The organism is Rhodoferax sp. (assembly GCF_011391645.1).
Taxonomy (GTDB): domain Bacteria; phylum Pseudomonadota; class Gammaproteobacteria; order Burkholderiales; family Burkholderiaceae_C; genus Rhodoferax.
In genome coordinates this window covers 1-15,616 of sequence record NZ_JAABQC010000066.1, presented here as the reverse complement: position 1 = coordinate 15,616, position 15,616 = coordinate 1, and the positions used below count along the sequence as shown (strand labels likewise).

General features: G+C 61.8%; 12 protein-coding genes. 6 read left to right on the top strand and 6 right to left on the bottom strand.

Features of this window, described 5'->3' with window-relative positions:
- On the bottom strand, nucleotides 1-1,151 hold a 1,151-nt coding region (locus tag GPS82_RS09390), incomplete at its 3' end, for a mannitol dehydrogenase family protein (RefSeq protein WP_296493769.1).
- Nucleotides 1,152-1,166: 15 nt separating this feature from the next.
- A complete protein-coding gene (uxaC, locus tag GPS82_RS09385) occupies nucleotides 1,167-2,576 on the bottom strand; it encodes a glucuronate isomerase (protein WP_296493767.1) in 1,410 nt (469 codons plus the stop codon).
- Nucleotides 2,577-2,869: 293 nt separating this feature from the next.
- Between uxaC and GPS82_RS09380 the strand changes: the two genes are divergently transcribed.
- Nucleotides 2,870-4,384, top strand: coding sequence for an altronate dehydratase family protein (locus tag GPS82_RS09380; protein ID WP_296493763.1), 1,515 nt, complete (start codon nucleotides 2,870-2,872; stop codon nucleotides 4,382-4,384).
- Between the two features lie 94 nt (nucleotides 4,385-4,478).
- On the top strand, nucleotides 4,479-5,768 hold the full coding sequence (locus GPS82_RS09375) for a glycerate kinase (protein WP_296493760.1): 1,290 nt from the start codon (nucleotides 4,479-4,481) through the stop codon (nucleotides 5,766-5,768).
- On the opposite strand, the gene GPS82_RS09370 is transcribed toward GPS82_RS09375, so the two are convergent.
- Nucleotides 5,765-6,388, bottom strand: coding sequence for an FMN-binding negative transcriptional regulator (locus GPS82_RS09370; protein ID WP_296493759.1), 624 nt, complete (start codon nucleotides 6,386-6,388; stop codon nucleotides 5,765-5,767). The two genes, GPS82_RS09375 and GPS82_RS09370, sit on opposite strands and share 4 nt — an antisense overlap.
- A 244-nt stretch (nucleotides 6,389-6,632) precedes the next feature.
- Complete coding sequence (locus GPS82_RS09365; RefSeq protein ID WP_296493757.1) at nucleotides 6,633-6,962, bottom strand: VapC toxin family PIN domain ribonuclease; 330 nt, start codon at nucleotides 6,960-6,962, stop codon at nucleotides 6,633-6,635.
- A gap of 127 nt (nucleotides 6,963-7,089) precedes the next feature.
- Between GPS82_RS09365 and GPS82_RS09360 the strand changes: the two genes are divergently transcribed.
- From GPS82_RS09360 to GPS82_RS09350, 3 genes are all read left to right on the top strand, one after another.
- Nucleotides 7,090-7,482: a glutathione S-transferase N-terminal domain-containing protein gene (locus GPS82_RS09360; protein WP_296493755.1), complete on the top strand. Its 393-nt coding sequence runs from the start codon at nucleotides 7,090-7,092 to the stop codon at nucleotides 7,480-7,482.
- 135 nt (nucleotides 7,483-7,617) lie between these two features.
- A complete protein-coding gene (locus GPS82_RS09355) occupies nucleotides 7,618-9,720 on the top strand; it encodes a bifunctional diguanylate cyclase/phosphodiesterase (protein ID WP_296493754.1) in 2,103 nt (700 codons plus the stop codon).
- Between the two features lie 36 nt (nucleotides 9,721-9,756).
- The gene (locus GPS82_RS09350; RefSeq protein WP_296493751.1) at nucleotides 9,757-10,878 is read left to right on the top strand and encodes an alkene reductase; all 1,122 of its coding nucleotides are present in this window, start codon (nucleotides 9,757-9,759) and stop codon (nucleotides 10,876-10,878) included.
- Nucleotides 10,879-10,963: 85 nt separating this feature from the next.
- On the opposite strand, the gene GPS82_RS09345 is transcribed toward GPS82_RS09350, so the two are convergent.
- The gene (locus tag GPS82_RS09345; RefSeq protein WP_296493749.1) at nucleotides 10,964-11,848 is read right to left on the bottom strand and encodes a D-hexose-6-phosphate mutarotase; all 885 of its coding nucleotides are present in this window, start codon (nucleotides 11,846-11,848) and stop codon (nucleotides 10,964-10,966) included.
- The gene (locus GPS82_RS09340; RefSeq protein WP_296493746.1) at nucleotides 11,845-14,931 is read right to left on the bottom strand and encodes an EAL domain-containing protein; all 3,087 of its coding nucleotides are present in this window, start codon (nucleotides 14,929-14,931) and stop codon (nucleotides 11,845-11,847) included. Before GPS82_RS09340 ends, GPS82_RS09345 begins: the two co-directional genes overlap by 4 nt.
- 173 nt (nucleotides 14,932-15,104) lie before the next feature.
- Between GPS82_RS09340 and GPS82_RS09335 the strand changes: the two genes are divergently transcribed.
- A partial coding sequence (locus GPS82_RS09335) for a M20/M25/M40 family metallo-hydrolase (protein WP_296493743.1) occupies nucleotides 15,105-15,616 on the top strand: 512 nt, incomplete at its 3' end.

Here is a 15,616-nt window from a genome sequence, read left to right as displayed (position 1 = left end):
GTGGCCAGCAAACGCTGGGGCAATTTTTGCGATCCGTCCATGGCGATCTGCGCGGTGCGGTGTTTGAGCGCCGGGTTGCAAAAGCGCAGCTTGAGCTGCTCGACATAATCCGCCGGATCAACCCCGGCCGGCGCCTTGAGCACCGCGCGCACTTCCAGCCACAAGGCGTCCAGAATGCCGGTGATCAAGGGCAGTTGCATGGCCTCAGCCACGGTTTCGCGCCCGGTCAACTGCCCCAGGTAGGCCAGGGTGGAGTGGGCGCCGTTGAGGCAGCGCAATTTCATGTCTTCCCAGGCTTCGATCTCGTTGGAGAACACCGCGCCGCCCAGGGTCCAGTCGGGTCGGCCCATGGTGAAGTTGTCCTCGATGACCCACTGCACAAACTGCTCGGTCACGATCGGCCAGGCGTCCGTCATGCCGAGTTGTTCGTTCACGTAAGCGCGGTCGGCGTCGGTGGTGGCGGGGGTGATGCGGTCGACCATGGAGCACGGAAAGCTGACATTGGCCTCGATCCAGTTGGCCAGGTCGGCGTCCACCTCGCGGGCAAAGGCCAGCACTGCCGCCTTGGCAGTCTTGCCGTTGCTGGGCAGGTTGTCACAGCTCAGCACCGTGAACGGCGGAACAGCGTTGGCCTTGCGGTGTTTGAGTGCCTGCACGATCAGGCCCAGAATGGTGCGGGGCGCGGCAGGGTTGGCCAGGTCGGCCTGAATGGCCGGGGCCTGCAACTGCAGTTTGCCGCTGGCCGGGTCCAGGTAATAGCCTTTTTCGGTGACCGTCAGGCTCACGATGCGGGTGCCGGGGGCGCACATGCGCGCCAGCACCTGGCCCAGGTCGGCCGCGCCGCCCAGCAGCGCGACGATTGAACCGATGACATGCAACTTCTCTGAACCGGCAGCGCGCTCCACCAGCGTGTACAGCCCGTCTTGCGGTGCCAGCGCGTCTTTGGTCCCGGAGGTCATCAGGCCGGCACCCACAATGCCCCAGCCCAGATCACCCGAAGCCAATACTGCGTCGGTCATCACCGCCTGGTGGGCGCGGTGAAAGGCTCCCACGCCCAGATGCACGATGGCGGGCACCACCTGGCTGCGGTCATACAGGGGACGCTGCACCGCGGCCGGCAGTTGGTTCAGATGTTGGTTGCAGAGATGCATGGGGGCGCTTTGGTCTCAGTCGGTCACGCCGGGAATGGCGAAGTAGTTCTTGGCATTGCGGTAGCTGATGTCCTGCACCATGGCGCCAAAGGTGTCGAAGTCGGGCGGGATCTCGCCGTTTTCAATCCAGCCGCCCACCAGCGCGCACAGCACCCGGCGGAAATACTCATGCCTTGGGAACGACAAAAAGCTGCGCGAATCGGTCAGCATGCCGACAAAGCGTGACAGCAGACCCAGGTTGCCCAGGCTCACCATCTGCTGGCGCATGCCCTCGATGTGGTCGTTGAACCACCAGGCCGAGCCCATCTGGATCTTGCCGGGGCTGGAGCCATCCTGAAAACAGCCCATCACCGTGCCCAGCACTTCGAGGTCGTTCGGGTTGAGCGAATACAAAATGGTTTTGGGCAGCAGGTTATCGCTTTGCAGCGCGTTCATGAAGGCCGCCAGCTTGGCCGCAATCTGCTCGTCGTTGGCGGCGTCATAACCGGTGTCGGGGCCCAGCTTGGCAAACATGGCCGAGTTGAGGTTGCGCACGGCGGCCAGGTGCAGTTGCATGGCCCAGCCGCGCTGGGCGTTCATGCGGCCCACGGCCAGCAGCACGGCCGTTTTATAGGCATCGGCCTCTGCGCTGGTCAGGGCGGTGCCGGCCAGCAGCTTGGCAAAAATGGTATCGAGTGCCTGCGGGCTGGCGAAAGTGGCAAAGGGTGCCGTCAGGCCATGGTCAGAGGCACGGCAGCCCAGGCTGTGGAACACCGCATGGCGCGCATCCAGCGCAGTCAGCAGCGCAGCAAAGGAACCAATCGACACATTGGCCGCGGCACCCAGCCGCTCGATATAAGTCTTCCAGACCGTCAGGTCGTCGGTGGCCAGCGCGCGGTCGGGGCGGAAGCTGGGCACCATCACGGGTTCACCCGGTTGACGCACCGCCGCGTAGGCGATATGGTGCTCCAGTGTGTCAGCAGGGTCGTCGGTGGTGCCGACCGCGCGCACGTTCATGCGCATCAGCAGCGAGCGGGCGCCGAACTCGGGTGTGACGATCTGGGCGTTGCAGGCTTCCCAGATGGCCGGGGCGGTTTTTTCCGACAGGGCTTCATGAATGCCGAAGTAGCGCTGCAGCTCCAGATGCGTCCAGTGGTAGAGCGGGTTGCCGACCAGCCGCGGCACGGTTCTGGCCCAGGCCAGAAAGGTGGTGTAGTCGGGTTCGTGGCCAGTGATGTCGGCCTCGGGCACGCCGTTGGAGCGCATGGCGCGCCACTTGTAGTGGTCGCCGCCCAGCCAGGCGTGGGCCATGTTGTGGAAGGTCGCGTTGCTGGCGATGTCGGCTGGCGGCAGATGGCAGTGGTAGTCAAGGATCGGCATTTGTGCCGCGTAGTCGTGAAACAGCCGCCTGGCGCAGTCGTCCGGCAACAGGAAATCGGCGTTCATAAAGGGCTTCATGGGGGCTCTGCTCCGTCTCTTTTGTAGGGCTGTCACCGGGCTGAGCGACAGTCGATGTGATCGATAGGTGCGGACTCTACACCAATTTGAAATTGATTTCAATAAAAATTAAAACAATGTTTTGATTTGATTAATGGCGATATAAACTCCCTGATCCATCTGCCATTGGGAAATTGGAATTACGTTTCAAAAATATTTCTTTAAATGAAATTTTGTCGTATATTCGCCCAACTTGCTGCCGACCTACCCTGGGCCAGTGCCCACCGCCTGAGGAAAACGACATGGCCCAATCGCCTTTCATCCGCTTGCACGCCAACGACGACGTGCTGATCGCCACCCGGCAACTGTTGCCCGGCACGACGCTTGGGGTTGAAAGCCTGGTGGTGTCGGACATGGTGCCACCGGGCCACAAAGTGGCGGCGCGCCAGATCAAGTCGGGCGCCGCCGTGCGCCGCTACAACCAGATCATTGGTTTTGCCACCGCCGACATCAGCGCAGGTCAACATGTGCATTCACACAACCTGGGCATGGGCGAGTTCGAGCGCGACCACGGCATCGGGCAAGGCGTGCAGGATCTGCCCAAGGTGGAACATCCGGCCACCTTCATGGGCTACAAACGCCCGAACGGCAAGGTGGGCACGCGCAATTACATTGCGGTGATTGCCTCGGTGAACTGCTCGGCCACCGTGGTGCGCGCCATTGCCAACCATTTCAACGCTGATCGGCTGGCGGCCTACCCCAACATCGACGGCGTGATCGCGCTGCCGCATCCGCTGGGCTGTGGCATGGGCGTGGTCAGCGAGGGCATGGACATCTTGCGCCGCACGCTGGTCGGGTATGCCAGGCACCCGAACTTTGCCGGAGTGTTGTTCGTGGGCCTGGGCTGTGAGCAAAACCAGATTGCACCCATGCTCGACATGGTGGGAAGCCACGAGGAAGGCATGTTGCAAAAGCTGGTGATGCAGGCCGAGGGCGGCACCACGGCGGCGATCAAAAAAGGCATTGTCCAGGTCAGCGCCATGCTGGAGCGCGCCAATACCTACCAGCGCGAACCCGCCTCGGTCAGCCACCTGATTGTGGGTTTGAACTGCGGCGGCTCGGACGGTTATTCGGGCATCACCGCCAACCCGGCGCTGGGCGGCGCGTCCGACCTGCTGGTGGCGCAGGGTGGCACCACCATCCTGTCGGAAACCCCGGAAATCTACGGTGCCGAACACCTGCTGACGCGCCGCGCCGCCAGCCCGGAGATCGCGCACAAATTGATCAGCCGCATCCAGTGGTGGAAGGACTACACCACACGCAACGGCAACCAGATGGACAACAACCCGTCGGTGGGCAACAAGGCGGGCGGCCTGACCACCATTCTGGAGAAATCCCTGGGCGCCGTGGCCAAAGGCGGCACCAGCACCCTCAACGGCGTGTACCTGTATGCCGAGCCGGTCCAGGCCAAAGGCTTTGTCTACATGGACACGCCCGGCTACGACCCGGTGTCGGCCACCGGCCAGGCGGCCGGCGGTGCGCAGATCATTTGCTTTACCACCGGGCGCGGTTCGGCCTTTGGCTGTGCCGGGGTGCCCACCATCAAGCTGGCCACCAACAATGCCTTGTTTGAACGCATGGGCGACGACATGGACGTGAACTGTGGCGACCTGATCACCGGCACGGCCATGCCCGTCATCAGCCAGCGCATTTTCGACGCGATCATCCGCCACGCCTCTGGCGAGAAGGTGCGCAGCGAAGTGCTGGGTTATGGCAACGACGAATTTTTGCCCTGGCAAGTCGGCGCGGTGATGTGAGCAGCGCCCGCGCCGCGATTGCCCTTGGCCCAGCGCGATGAAAGCGGGTTCACCGTACCATCCGGCTCCACGCCCTAATTTTTGAGAATCGCCCATGTCCGGTCCCAACGCCACCGCCGCTGATCCCCGCGCCCTGCTGCGCAGCCTGTTTGATGCGGCCGTCGCGGCGGCCCAGCCGGCGCTGTGCCTGCCGCCGCATTTGCCACCACCACCCAAAGGCCGCACGATTGTGATTGGCGCGGGCAAGGCGTCGGCGGCCATGGCAATGGCGCTTGAAGCCCATTGGCCGGGGCCGCTCGAAGGCCTGGTGGTGACGCGCTACGGCTACCAGCAGCCTTGCCAGCGCATCGAAATCATCCAGGCCTCGCATCCGGTGCCTGATGCCGCCGGTCTGGCGGCCTCGCAGCGCATCACTGCGCTGGTCACCGGCCTGACGGCCGATGACCTGGTCATTGCCTTGATTTCCGGCGGCGGCTCGTCGCTGCTGGTGGCGCCAGGCGAGGGGCTGACGCTGGCCGACAAGCAGGCGGTCAACACCGCGCTGCTGGCCAGTGGCGCCACCATTGCCGAGATGAACTGCGTGCGCCGCCACCTGTCGAGCCTCAAGGGCGGCCGCCTGGGCGCCCTGTGCCATCCGGCAAAGCTGCTCACACTGCTGATTTCCGACGTGCCGGGGGATGCCCCGATGGACATTGCCTCAGGCCCCACCGTGACCGATGCCACCACCTGCGCCGAGGCGTTGGACATCATTGCGCGCTACCGCATTGATGTCCCGGCACCGGTTCGCGCGCTGCTGGAAAGCGGCCGTGGCGAAACCATCAAGCCTGGTGACGCGCGCCTGCAAGACAGCGAGGCGCGCATGATCACGGCGCCGCAAATCGCGCTCGACGCCGCTGCCGGGGTGGCCCGCGCGGCCGGCATCACGCCCTACATTCTGGGCGACAGTCTGGAGGGCGAGGCGCGCGACGTGGCCAAAGTGCTGGCCGGCATCACCCGCCAGGTGGCGCTGCACGGCCAGCCGTTTCAGCGGCCTTGCGTGCTGCTCAGTGGCGGTGAAGCCACGGTCACGATCCGCAACCCGCAAGGCACTGGCCGCGGTGGCCGCAACGTCGAATTTTTGCTGGCCCTGGCGGTGGCGCTGGGCGATCTGGACAACGTGCACGCGCTGGCAGGCGACACCGACGGTGTGGATGGCATCGAAGAAATTGCCGGTGCCCTGCTCACCCCTGACACCATTGCCCGGGCCTGGGCAATGGGCATGAACCCGCGCAGTTACCTGGACAACAATGACGCCCACAGCTTTTTCCAAAAACTGGGCGATTCAGTCGTGACCGGCCCAACGCTGACCAACGTCAACGACTTTCGGGCGATTTTGGTGGCTTAATCTGCCTGGCGCATGGCCTGTGCCAGTGCCGTGTGGCCCCGCGCATCCAGCGTGTCGGCGGCACCCATTCGGTCCCGCACTTCCCGGTTCTGGCTGAGCTTGACCTTGCCCACCAGCGAGGTGAGCGTGACCTCAAGGCCCACAATGTTGCGCAGCATGGTGTCGATGTACTCCGGCGCCGAGTCCCCCATCTTCCAGGGCTTGGGTTCTGTCGCCTCGTGCCGGCGGGTCAGCTGGGCCACCACACGCCGCACAAAGCGCTCGTCGTCATGCACGGTGAGAATGCCGTGGGCATGCACCACCTCGTAGTTCCAGGTCGGCACCTGGCGATGCGACTCGTGTTTGCTGGGGTACCAGTTGGGTGAGATGTAGGCGTGTTCACCACGGAACACCACCATCACCGACGTGCCGGTGGGGCAACGCTGCCACAGCGTGTTGGCGCGGGCCACATGCGCGATGAGGACACCCTGTGTTCCCGCACTGGCATCCAGCTCAAACGGAATGTGGTCGGCGTCCAGCCCGGCGCTGCCGTGCGTGACCAGCATCCCCAGCGGGTGCTCGCGCATGATGCGGTGCAAGGCTTCGGGTCGGGTTTCGGCAAAGTGGGCGGGAATGTACATGGTGGGCTTTTGAATGGAAACCAGGCCACACTGTCGCCGATCAACGGCTCAACAGGAAGAGCCAGTTTTTGTATTTATGAATGGTCCAGTTACAACAACCGCCCGATGGTCAATGCGGCGCCATGAGTGCCGGACGCACTATGTATGACCTGTTGCCCGCCCAGATCGCAGACGGCGCCTTGCCTGCGGGGGCGCACTGGTCACCACCTGGGCCAGAGCGAGATGACCCAAAGTGACAAGTTCGTTACGCCGCACTTGTCCAAGGGTTGATGAGTTCAATGCCGGTGCCACTGAAATCCCTCACATTGCGTGTCGCCAGGATGAAGCCTTGGGCGCAGGCAATGGCGGCAATGGCACCGTCGGCAAAGCTGATGGGACATCCGGCTGCGCGCGCGCGGGTGTTGACTTTGGCAAAGCTGCGCGCCGCAGCCGGGTCAAAAGACAAGACACGACCCTCGAACAGCGGCAATATTCGTTCCAGCAGCGCGTCATGAAGCTCGCTTTTTCTGCGGCCAGCGGGCATGACGTCTGCCCCGGCAAGGCTGGAACCAATGGCCGCAAGCGCCGTGCCCAAGCCCAACGTTGGGCGGGTGGCGGATTCCTGTCAATTCACTCAGCCGCCGCACTGAAAAGTGGTTGGCCACGGCGACCCGGTTGCTGTCGGTGAAAATAGGCGTTTTTCACCTTGGCATCTTGCACCCATGAAACCCATCATTCGAGCCTTTTTCAGAACCCTGCGCATCGTGCTCGGCCCCTTCATGCAGCTATGGGAATTTGTGTCCCGGCCCAAGGGGGTGGTGCGAGCGCCCGGGTTGCAGCAGGCTGTTGACCAGCAGTGCCAGAGCCTGGCGCTGTACCAGTTCACCACCTGCCCGTTTTGCATCAAGGTGCGCCAGGAAATGCGGCGCCTGTCCCTGCCCATCGAGCGCCTGGATGCCCAGCACAACCAGCAAAACCGTGACGAGCTGCTCAAGGGCGCGGGCACCGTCAAGGTGCCCTGCCTCAAGATCACCGACGCAAAAGGTCAAAGCCAGTGGTTGTTCGAGTCGGGCGCCATCATCAAATACCTCCAGGGGCGATTCGCGGTGAACTGAGCCCAGGGGCCGCCCACCGTGGGGGCCACACCACAGTGCCGCGGTTCGGCCAATGCTGTTGGAATCAGGCATCAAGTTTAGGTCCCGGGCTTCTTCCATTTAACCGATACTGGGCTTTTGGGAGGTGCCCGCACCATGACAAGCTTACCCATGCCGACCTCGCCGCCAGACATCCATACCGCCAGAGAAATCACAGACTTGCGTTTTCAACAGCTGTTTGAAGACGTTGACGCCATTTCCATCCAGGGTTATCTGGTGGACGGCACCGTCATCTACTGGAATCGGGCCTCGGAGAATATTTATGGCTACAGCGCCGCCGAGGCCATGGGTGGCAACCTGCTCGACCTGATCATTCCGCCAGACATGCGCTCAACGGTGGAGGGCGCGGTGCATTGGATGTTCGAGAACGGCCAGGGCATTGCGCCCAGCCGCATGAATTTGCGTCATAAACTGGGCCACTTGGTACCGGTTTACTCCAGCCACACGGTGGTTGAGGTCAGTGGCCAGGCATCGGTGATGTTTTGCATCGACGCTGACATGAGCGCGCTGGCCAAAGCCGAAGAAGAGCTGCGCATTGCCGCAACCGCCTTTGAGTCACAACAAGGCATGATGATCACCGATTGCCGGGGAGTGATTCTTCGTGTCAACACTTCATTTACCGAAACCACCGGCTACAGCGCGGCAGAAGCTGTTGGGCAGTCGCCCAGTCTGCTGAGCTCGGAGCGACACCCCGCCGAATTCTGGTCATTGATGTGGCAGTCGCTGCAGACGGCGGGTTCCTGGCAGGGCGAGATCTGGAACAGGCGGAAAAACGGCGAAATCTATGCCGACTGGGTCATCGTCAGCGCGGTGCGCGATGCGGACGATGCGGTGACCCACTTCGTGTGTAACTTGACCGACATCAGCCAGCGCAAGGAGGCCGAGGGCAAAATCATCCAGCTTGCCTTTTACGACCCGCTGACCCACTTGCCAAACCGGCGCCTGATGCAGGATCGCCTGCATCAGGCCATTTCAGCCAGCCAGCGCAACCAAAGCTGCGGCGCGCTGTTGTGCCTTGATATCGACAACTTCAAGATACTCAACGACAGCGCCGGCCATGACATCGGCGACCTGCTGTTGCAAAAGCTCGCACAACGGTTGACAGAAAACCTCCGTGACTGCGACACCGTGGCTCGTTTTGGCGGCGATACCTTTCTGGTCATGCTGGAAGATTTGGGCGCTGATTCGGTGACTGCCGCAGCCAAGGCGCAGCTGACCGCACAAAAACTGCTGCAGGCACTGCGCCTGCCCCATCAGTTGCGCGATCAGGTCTACCATGGCAGCGTCAGCATGGGCATCACGTTGTTTGACGCGGACGGGGACAGTGCCGAGGCCTCGATCAAGCGTGTTGAACTGGCGATGTACCAGGCCAAGGCGGCGGGTCGCAATGCCCTGTGCTTTTTTGACCCGCACATGCAGGCAGTGGTCAGCGCCCGGGCCGCACTGGAAACCAGCCTGCGCGAAGCCATCGCCCAAAGCCAGTTTCTGCTGTATCACCAGGCCCAGGTCAATCAGCAGGGGCAGATTACAGGGGTCGAAGCACTGGTGCGCTGGCAAGACCCGCAGCGCGGCATCGTGGCGCCCGCCGACTTCATCGAGCTGGCAGAAGAGACAGGCCTGATACTGCCCTTGGGCGTGTGGGTGCTCGACACCGCCTGCAGGCAGCTGGTGCAATGGGCCAGTCAACCCGGGTTGGCCCACCTGACGATGGCCGTGAGCGTGAGTGCGCTGCAATTTCATCAGGAAGATTTTGCCGACCAGGTGCTGGCGGTGCTGGCGCGCACCGGCGCTCGGGCTCAGCAACTCAAGCTGGAACTCACCGAGAGTCTGCTGGTCAGCAACCTGGACGCGGTGACCGCCAAAATGCAACTGCTCAAGGCGAGCGGCGTCGGGTTTTCACTGGACGACTTCGGCACCGGCTATTCGTCGCTGTCTTACCTCAAGCGCCTGCCGCTGGACCAGCTCAAGATTGACCAGGGCTTTGTGCGCCATATTCTGGCTGATGCAAACGATGCGGCCATTGCCAAGATGATCATTGCCCTGGCCGACAGCCTGGGTTTGCAGGTGATTGCCGAAGGGGTTGAAACTCAGGCGCAGCGTGAATTTCTGGCCGCTTTGGGCTGCCACCACTACCAGGGCTACCTGTTCGGTAGACCTTTGCCGATTCAGGCCTTCGAGGCTTTGGCGCGCTGCCTTTAAACTTCAAGGATAGCCAATACTTACCTGGAGACCTTCATGCCACACCGCACCGCCACCCTTTTTGACCCCGTGCATGTCGGGGAACTGGCGCTGGCCAACCGTATCGTGATGGCCCCGCTCACACGCAACCGCGCCCCCGATGCCACCCCCAATGCCCTCATGGCGCAGTACTACACCCAGCGCGCCAGCGCCGGGCTGATCATCACCGAGGCCACCGCCATCAGCCAGCAGGGCCAGGGCTACGCCGACGTGCCCGGCCTGTATGCCGAAGAACAGGTCGAAGCCTGGAAAGACGTCACGCGCAGCGTGCACGCCGCCGGCGGCAAAATCGTTTGCCAGCTATGGCATGTGGGCCGGGTCTCGCACACCAGTTTGCAACCCCATGGCGGCCAGCCGGTGGCGCCTTCAGCCATCACCGCCAAAACCAAAACCGTGCTGCTGAAAGACGGTGTGCCGGTGTTTGTTGACACCTCCGAGCCGCGCGCCCTGCAAGCCTACGAGCTGCCAGACATCGTGCACACCTACGTGGCCGCCGCGCGCAACGCCATCCAGACCGCGGGTTTTGATGGCGTCGAAATCCATGCCGCCAATGGCTACCTGATCGACCAGTTCCTTAAAGCCGGCTCCAACCAGCGCCGCGATGACTTTGGCGGCAGCATCGAAAACCGAGCCCGCTTTTTACTGGAGGTGGTGCAGGCCGTGACCAGCGCGGTGGGGGCCGGGCGCGTGGGTATTCGCCTGTCGCCGGTGACGCCCGCCAACGATGCCTTTGACCCCGACCCGCAACCCCTGTTTGACTACGTGGTGCGCGAGCTGGCTGCCTTTGGGCTGGCTTATGTGCACGTCATCGAAGGCGCCACCGGTGGCCCGCGCGAGCTGCCTGACCGCCCGTTTGACTACACCGGCCTGCGCCGTGCCTACCGTGCTGCAGCCGGCAAAGGCGCCTGGATGGTCAACAACGGGCTGGACAAAAACCTGGCGCAGCAAGCCCTGGGCGACGGTGCCGACCTGGTGGCGTTTGGCCGCCCTTTCATTGGCAACCCTGACCTGGTCGAGCGCCTGCGCAAGGGCAAGGCGCTGGTGGAGAGCGACCGCAGCACCTGGTACGGCGGTGGTGCCAAGGGCTATACCGACTACCCCGCGCTCAAAGGCACCTGAGCCGGCCGGGGCGCAAAGGCATCTGGATCTTGTGGGCGCGGCGCCCTCGCCGCGATGGTGTTTGGCTCTTTGGCCCGCGCGACGCCTACAAACCAATACAGGCGCTCAAAGCATGCGTCTGGCCCGGCGCCAGGGTAATCTGGTCGGGCCCGGCGTTGCAGGTTTCCACGCACACCATCTGTTGGTATTCGCCCGCGGCCATGTCGGCAAAAACCTTGTCGCGCCCGGGGTTCCACACCACGGTGGAACTGCTGCCTGTTTTGCTGACCCGAATGTGGCGCTGCAGTGCCCGGTCTTCAATCACGCAGTCGGCCGTGGTGTTGACGTAAATGCGGTCGGTCTCGCCCTTAAATTCGACCGCTCCTGATTGTTTGGCCGAGGCAAAGTTTTGCACCTTGTCCAGGTAATCGCATCCGTCCAGCCCCTGCACCGTGGTGTGCGCGATGTCGCCCACGTAAAAGTAGCTGTGCAGCGCATCGGTGAGCGTGAAAGCTGCGGTACCCGTGTTGCGGGTGATCAGCGCCATGGTCAGGTTGATGCCGATGGTGAGCACCAGTTCCAGGTCAAAGGCATGGTCCCACAGCGCGCGGGTGCTTGCGTCGTCTTGCGTTCCCAAACGCAGCACCACTTGCCCGGCGGCGTCCCGGGTGGTCTCACGCGCCTGCCACAAACGGGTGCGCACAAAGCCATGCATCGGCAGGCCCTCACGCGCGCCAAACCAGGGCCAGCACACCGGCACGCCGCCGCGCACGGCCATGCCTGGTTCAAACACGGCAGCCTGGGAGACCCAGATCACAGGCTTTTGCCCCACCGGTTGCCATGCCAGCACCTGCCCACCTTGCAGCGCCACGCGCGCGCCGGCCTGTGGCGTCTGAATTGCAGCTTCCGGCAAACCCGCGCGGCCCAGCACAAAATGCAGCGCGCCAGGCAGGCCGAAACGTTGGTTGAGGGTGTCAATGTCAAGGTTCAAAATTTAATCTCCTGGTGACGCAAAAGCTCGGCAAACTGCGCGGCTGGGACCGGCCGACTGAACAAGTAGCCCTGAATTGCGTCGCAGCCCTGCGCGCGCAAATAGTCAAGTTGCACCTGGGTTTCAACCCCCTCTGCAATGGTCTTGAATCCCAGTCCGTGGGCCATGTTGATGATGGCGCACACGATGGCACTTTCATCATCGGCAGTTTTTAGCTCGCGCACAAACGACTGGTCAATTTTGAGTTTGTCGATCTTGTAACGGGTCAGGTAGCTCAGCGACGAGTAACCGGTGCCGAAGTCGTCAATCGACAAGGTGACGCCCATGTCATGCAATTTGCTGATCTGATCGGCCGTAAAGTCGGAGTCGGTCATGGCAATGCTCTCGGTCAACTCCAGCTCAAGCAAGCCGGACGGCAAACTGCTGTGGTGCAAGGTGGCGCCGATCGACTCGCACAGCGATGTCTGATGGAACTGGATGGCCGACAAATTCACCGCAACAGGCACCACCCCCAGGCCTTCTTGCTGCCACAGTGCGATTTGCGCCACCACGCTGCGCAACACCCAGTCACCGATCTCCATGATTTGCCCGCTGCTTTCGGCAATTGGTATAAAGCGCCCCGGTGGCACCAGACCCCACTCGGCGTGCTGCCAACGGATCAGCGCTTCAGCACCAATGATGCGACCGCTTTGGGCATCAATTTGTGGCTGGTAGTGCAACAGAAATTCGTTTTTAGCCAAGGCCTGGCGCAGCTGGTTTTCAATCATCAGCGTCTCATGCGCACGACCGTACATTTGGTCTGTGAAAAACCTGAAGCCGTCGCGACCATTCTGTTTTGACTGCACCAGGGCGGCGCCGGCGGATTGAATCAGTCGATCAAAATCACTGCCGTTTTCAGGGTAAACCGCAATGCCGATGCTGGCAGTCAGTCGCAACTCCTGGCCATCGCCCAGCGCAACGGGCTGCTTGATGGTGCGCAAGATGCGGTCCGCCACATGGGCGGCGCCATCGGCATCGGTGGCGGGGCACAGCACACAAAATTCATCGCCCCCCAGGCGGCAAACCGTGTCGTCGGCTTGCAAAATGCCGGTCAGCCGATCCGCGATGGCCTTGATGACCTGGTCCCCCGCGGTGCGGCCCAGTGAGTCATTGATATTTTGAAATCGGTCGATGTTGACGAACAGCATGACCACACACTTCCCCGCGCGTTTGGCCGTTGCCAGGGCGAGCGCGGTGCGGTCCTGCAAAATCTGGTGGTTGGGCAGCCGGGTCAGTTTGTCGTACCGGTCCAGATAGTCGATGCGTTCTTGCGCGGCCTTGCTTTCGGTAAGGTCTGCCAAGATGACAATGTGCTTGCTGATGGTGCCTGTTGCATCCCTGGCCGCGCTGATGGACAGCCACTGTGGATAGATTTCACCGCTTTTTCGTTGGTTCCAGAGCTCGCCCTGCCAATATCCCTGCGCTTGAATTTTTTGCCAGACCGCATCAAAAAAAGCCTGGTTCTGGCGGCCAGAACTCAGGAATTCGGGCGATTTTCCGATCACCTCGGTGGCCTCGTAACCCGTCATAGTGGTGAAGGCCTGATTGACCGAAACGATTTTGTTGTGTTCATCCGTGATCACAATGCCATCGCGGCCAAGATTGAACACCTGGGCATTCAATTGCAGCTGTTGGAGGCTTTCCTTGCGCTCCGTGATGTCACGCGAGATCACGATGAAGCGCGGCTCAGCGTCGCCAGGCGTATTTTTTCGGGCCACGGAAAGCTCGAACCAATACCATTGACTGCCAATCGGGAAATGAATCTCCTTGCCAAAAGAAAATCCGGTTGCATGGGCTTCCTGCAGTGCTGACAGACAAATGTGGGCGGCATCCTCTGGCAACACGTCAGAGACCAGTTTGCCCAGAAAAACCTTGGGTGGCGCCACCAGTTGGCTTGTTTTCAAGGTGCGGTATTTGAAATAGCGGCCATCCAAACCCACCTCAAACAGCACGTCAGGCATGGCGTCAAGCGTGGCCTCAAGGTCCGCCTGGACCCCGCGCAGTTCGCCGGTCATCTGGTTGGCCAGCGCCAGTGCGCGTTCCCGCCCGGTGGCCAAAAGCCAGGCGAGCCAGCCCAGCAACAGGCTCATGGCCAAACCAGTCACGGCAATTGGCAAGTGAGCCTGATCATTGTCAAAGCGCGCGCCAAAGGCGGGCAATGCACGCATGGCCAAGGTCCAGCGCCTGTCGCCAATGTCCAGCTGTCGCGTTAAAGCGAGTCCATAGGCGGTTGGGGTGCTGCTGGCAAGCGCGTCTGCAAATAGCTGGGAAGCCGTTGACATGGATTCGTCTTCAAAAATAGCCAGCGCCACATCATCAGGAAGCTGTTGTTTGACGCTGGCGATCATGTCACCGACCCGAAACGGCCCGCTCACCCAGCCCTGCAGGGCACCCTGACGATGCGTCACCGTGTCAGTCGGCATGGCCCTTTTGAAGATCGGCACGTACATGACAACGGCTGGCTGTGGCTGGCCCTCATCCTGAACCAGGGTGAGCTTGCCGGTGATTGCCACCTGGCCGGTGTCGCGGGCCCGCTCCAAGGTGGGAAGGATGTCGGGATTGGACGCAATATCGAAACCCGGCACTCTCAGATTTCGCCCCACCAAAGGCTCGATGACCGTGATCGGGGTGTAAAAACCTCGCTCAGCCAGCGGCTTGACAAGGTAATCAGGAATTCCCCGGCTGCGCGCGTCAGTGATGTGGTGGGCGAGCTGCTGCTGTGGCACATGCTCAACCAGCGCAACGCCCTGCAGGCCCGACTGGGTGACGTTTTTCTCGATGGCCTGGTAATACGCATGAAAGCTGTCGCGACTCACCACCTCGGCGCCCATCTGGAAGCCTTTGACACCATTGAGGATCAGCTCAAAATTGGACAACTTGCGCTGAATGCCGGCGGCCATTTGATCGGCAACACCGTCAAAAACATGCTGCCGAAAGGCCTTGAATTCACGCTCCTCGTTTTGCCAGTAGATGTAGGTCAGGCACAGACCGAACAAGGCCACCAGGGCAGGGACCAGCTTCGTCAGTTGCCATTTGAAAATCATGATCGGTTCAAGAGAAAGAGTGCTCAACTCATTCTAGCGACGCCACACTGCGAAGGCAGGGGATTTAATCGGGTGGCTGGCGTGCGCCGGGCTACTGGGCCACGTCACGCACACGCCCCGGCCTTCGTGGCATGATCTGGCATCCGTTTGACGCACCACGCAAGGACACTTCAATGAACGCACGCATCGCACCCTCGCTTTTGAATGCCACCCAGGCCCTGACGCAGGTCAGCCAAGCCTGGGACTCCGACCTGGTCAGGCAGCTCGCCGACTACATCGCCATTCCGGCCAAGTCGCCCATGTTCGACGCCGACTGGGCGCAGCATGGCCTGATTGAAAAAGTGGTGCAAAACGCCCATGAGTGGGTACTGGCGCAAAAGGTGGCTGGCCTGAAGCTGGAAATCATTCGCCTGCCCGGGCGCACGCCGGTGCTGTTTTTTGAAGTGCCGGCCTCCACTGGCAACACCAACCAGGCGGTGTCTGATCAGACCGTGCTGATGTACGGCCACCTCGACAAACAACCCGAATTCACCGGCTGGCGCTCCGACCTGGGGCCGTGGACGCCCAAGTATGAAGACGGCAAGCTCTATGGCCGTGGCGGTGCCGACGATGGTTATGCCATTTACGCCGCCATCACCGCCATTCAGGCGCTCAAAACCCAGCAAACCGCGCACCCGCGCATCGT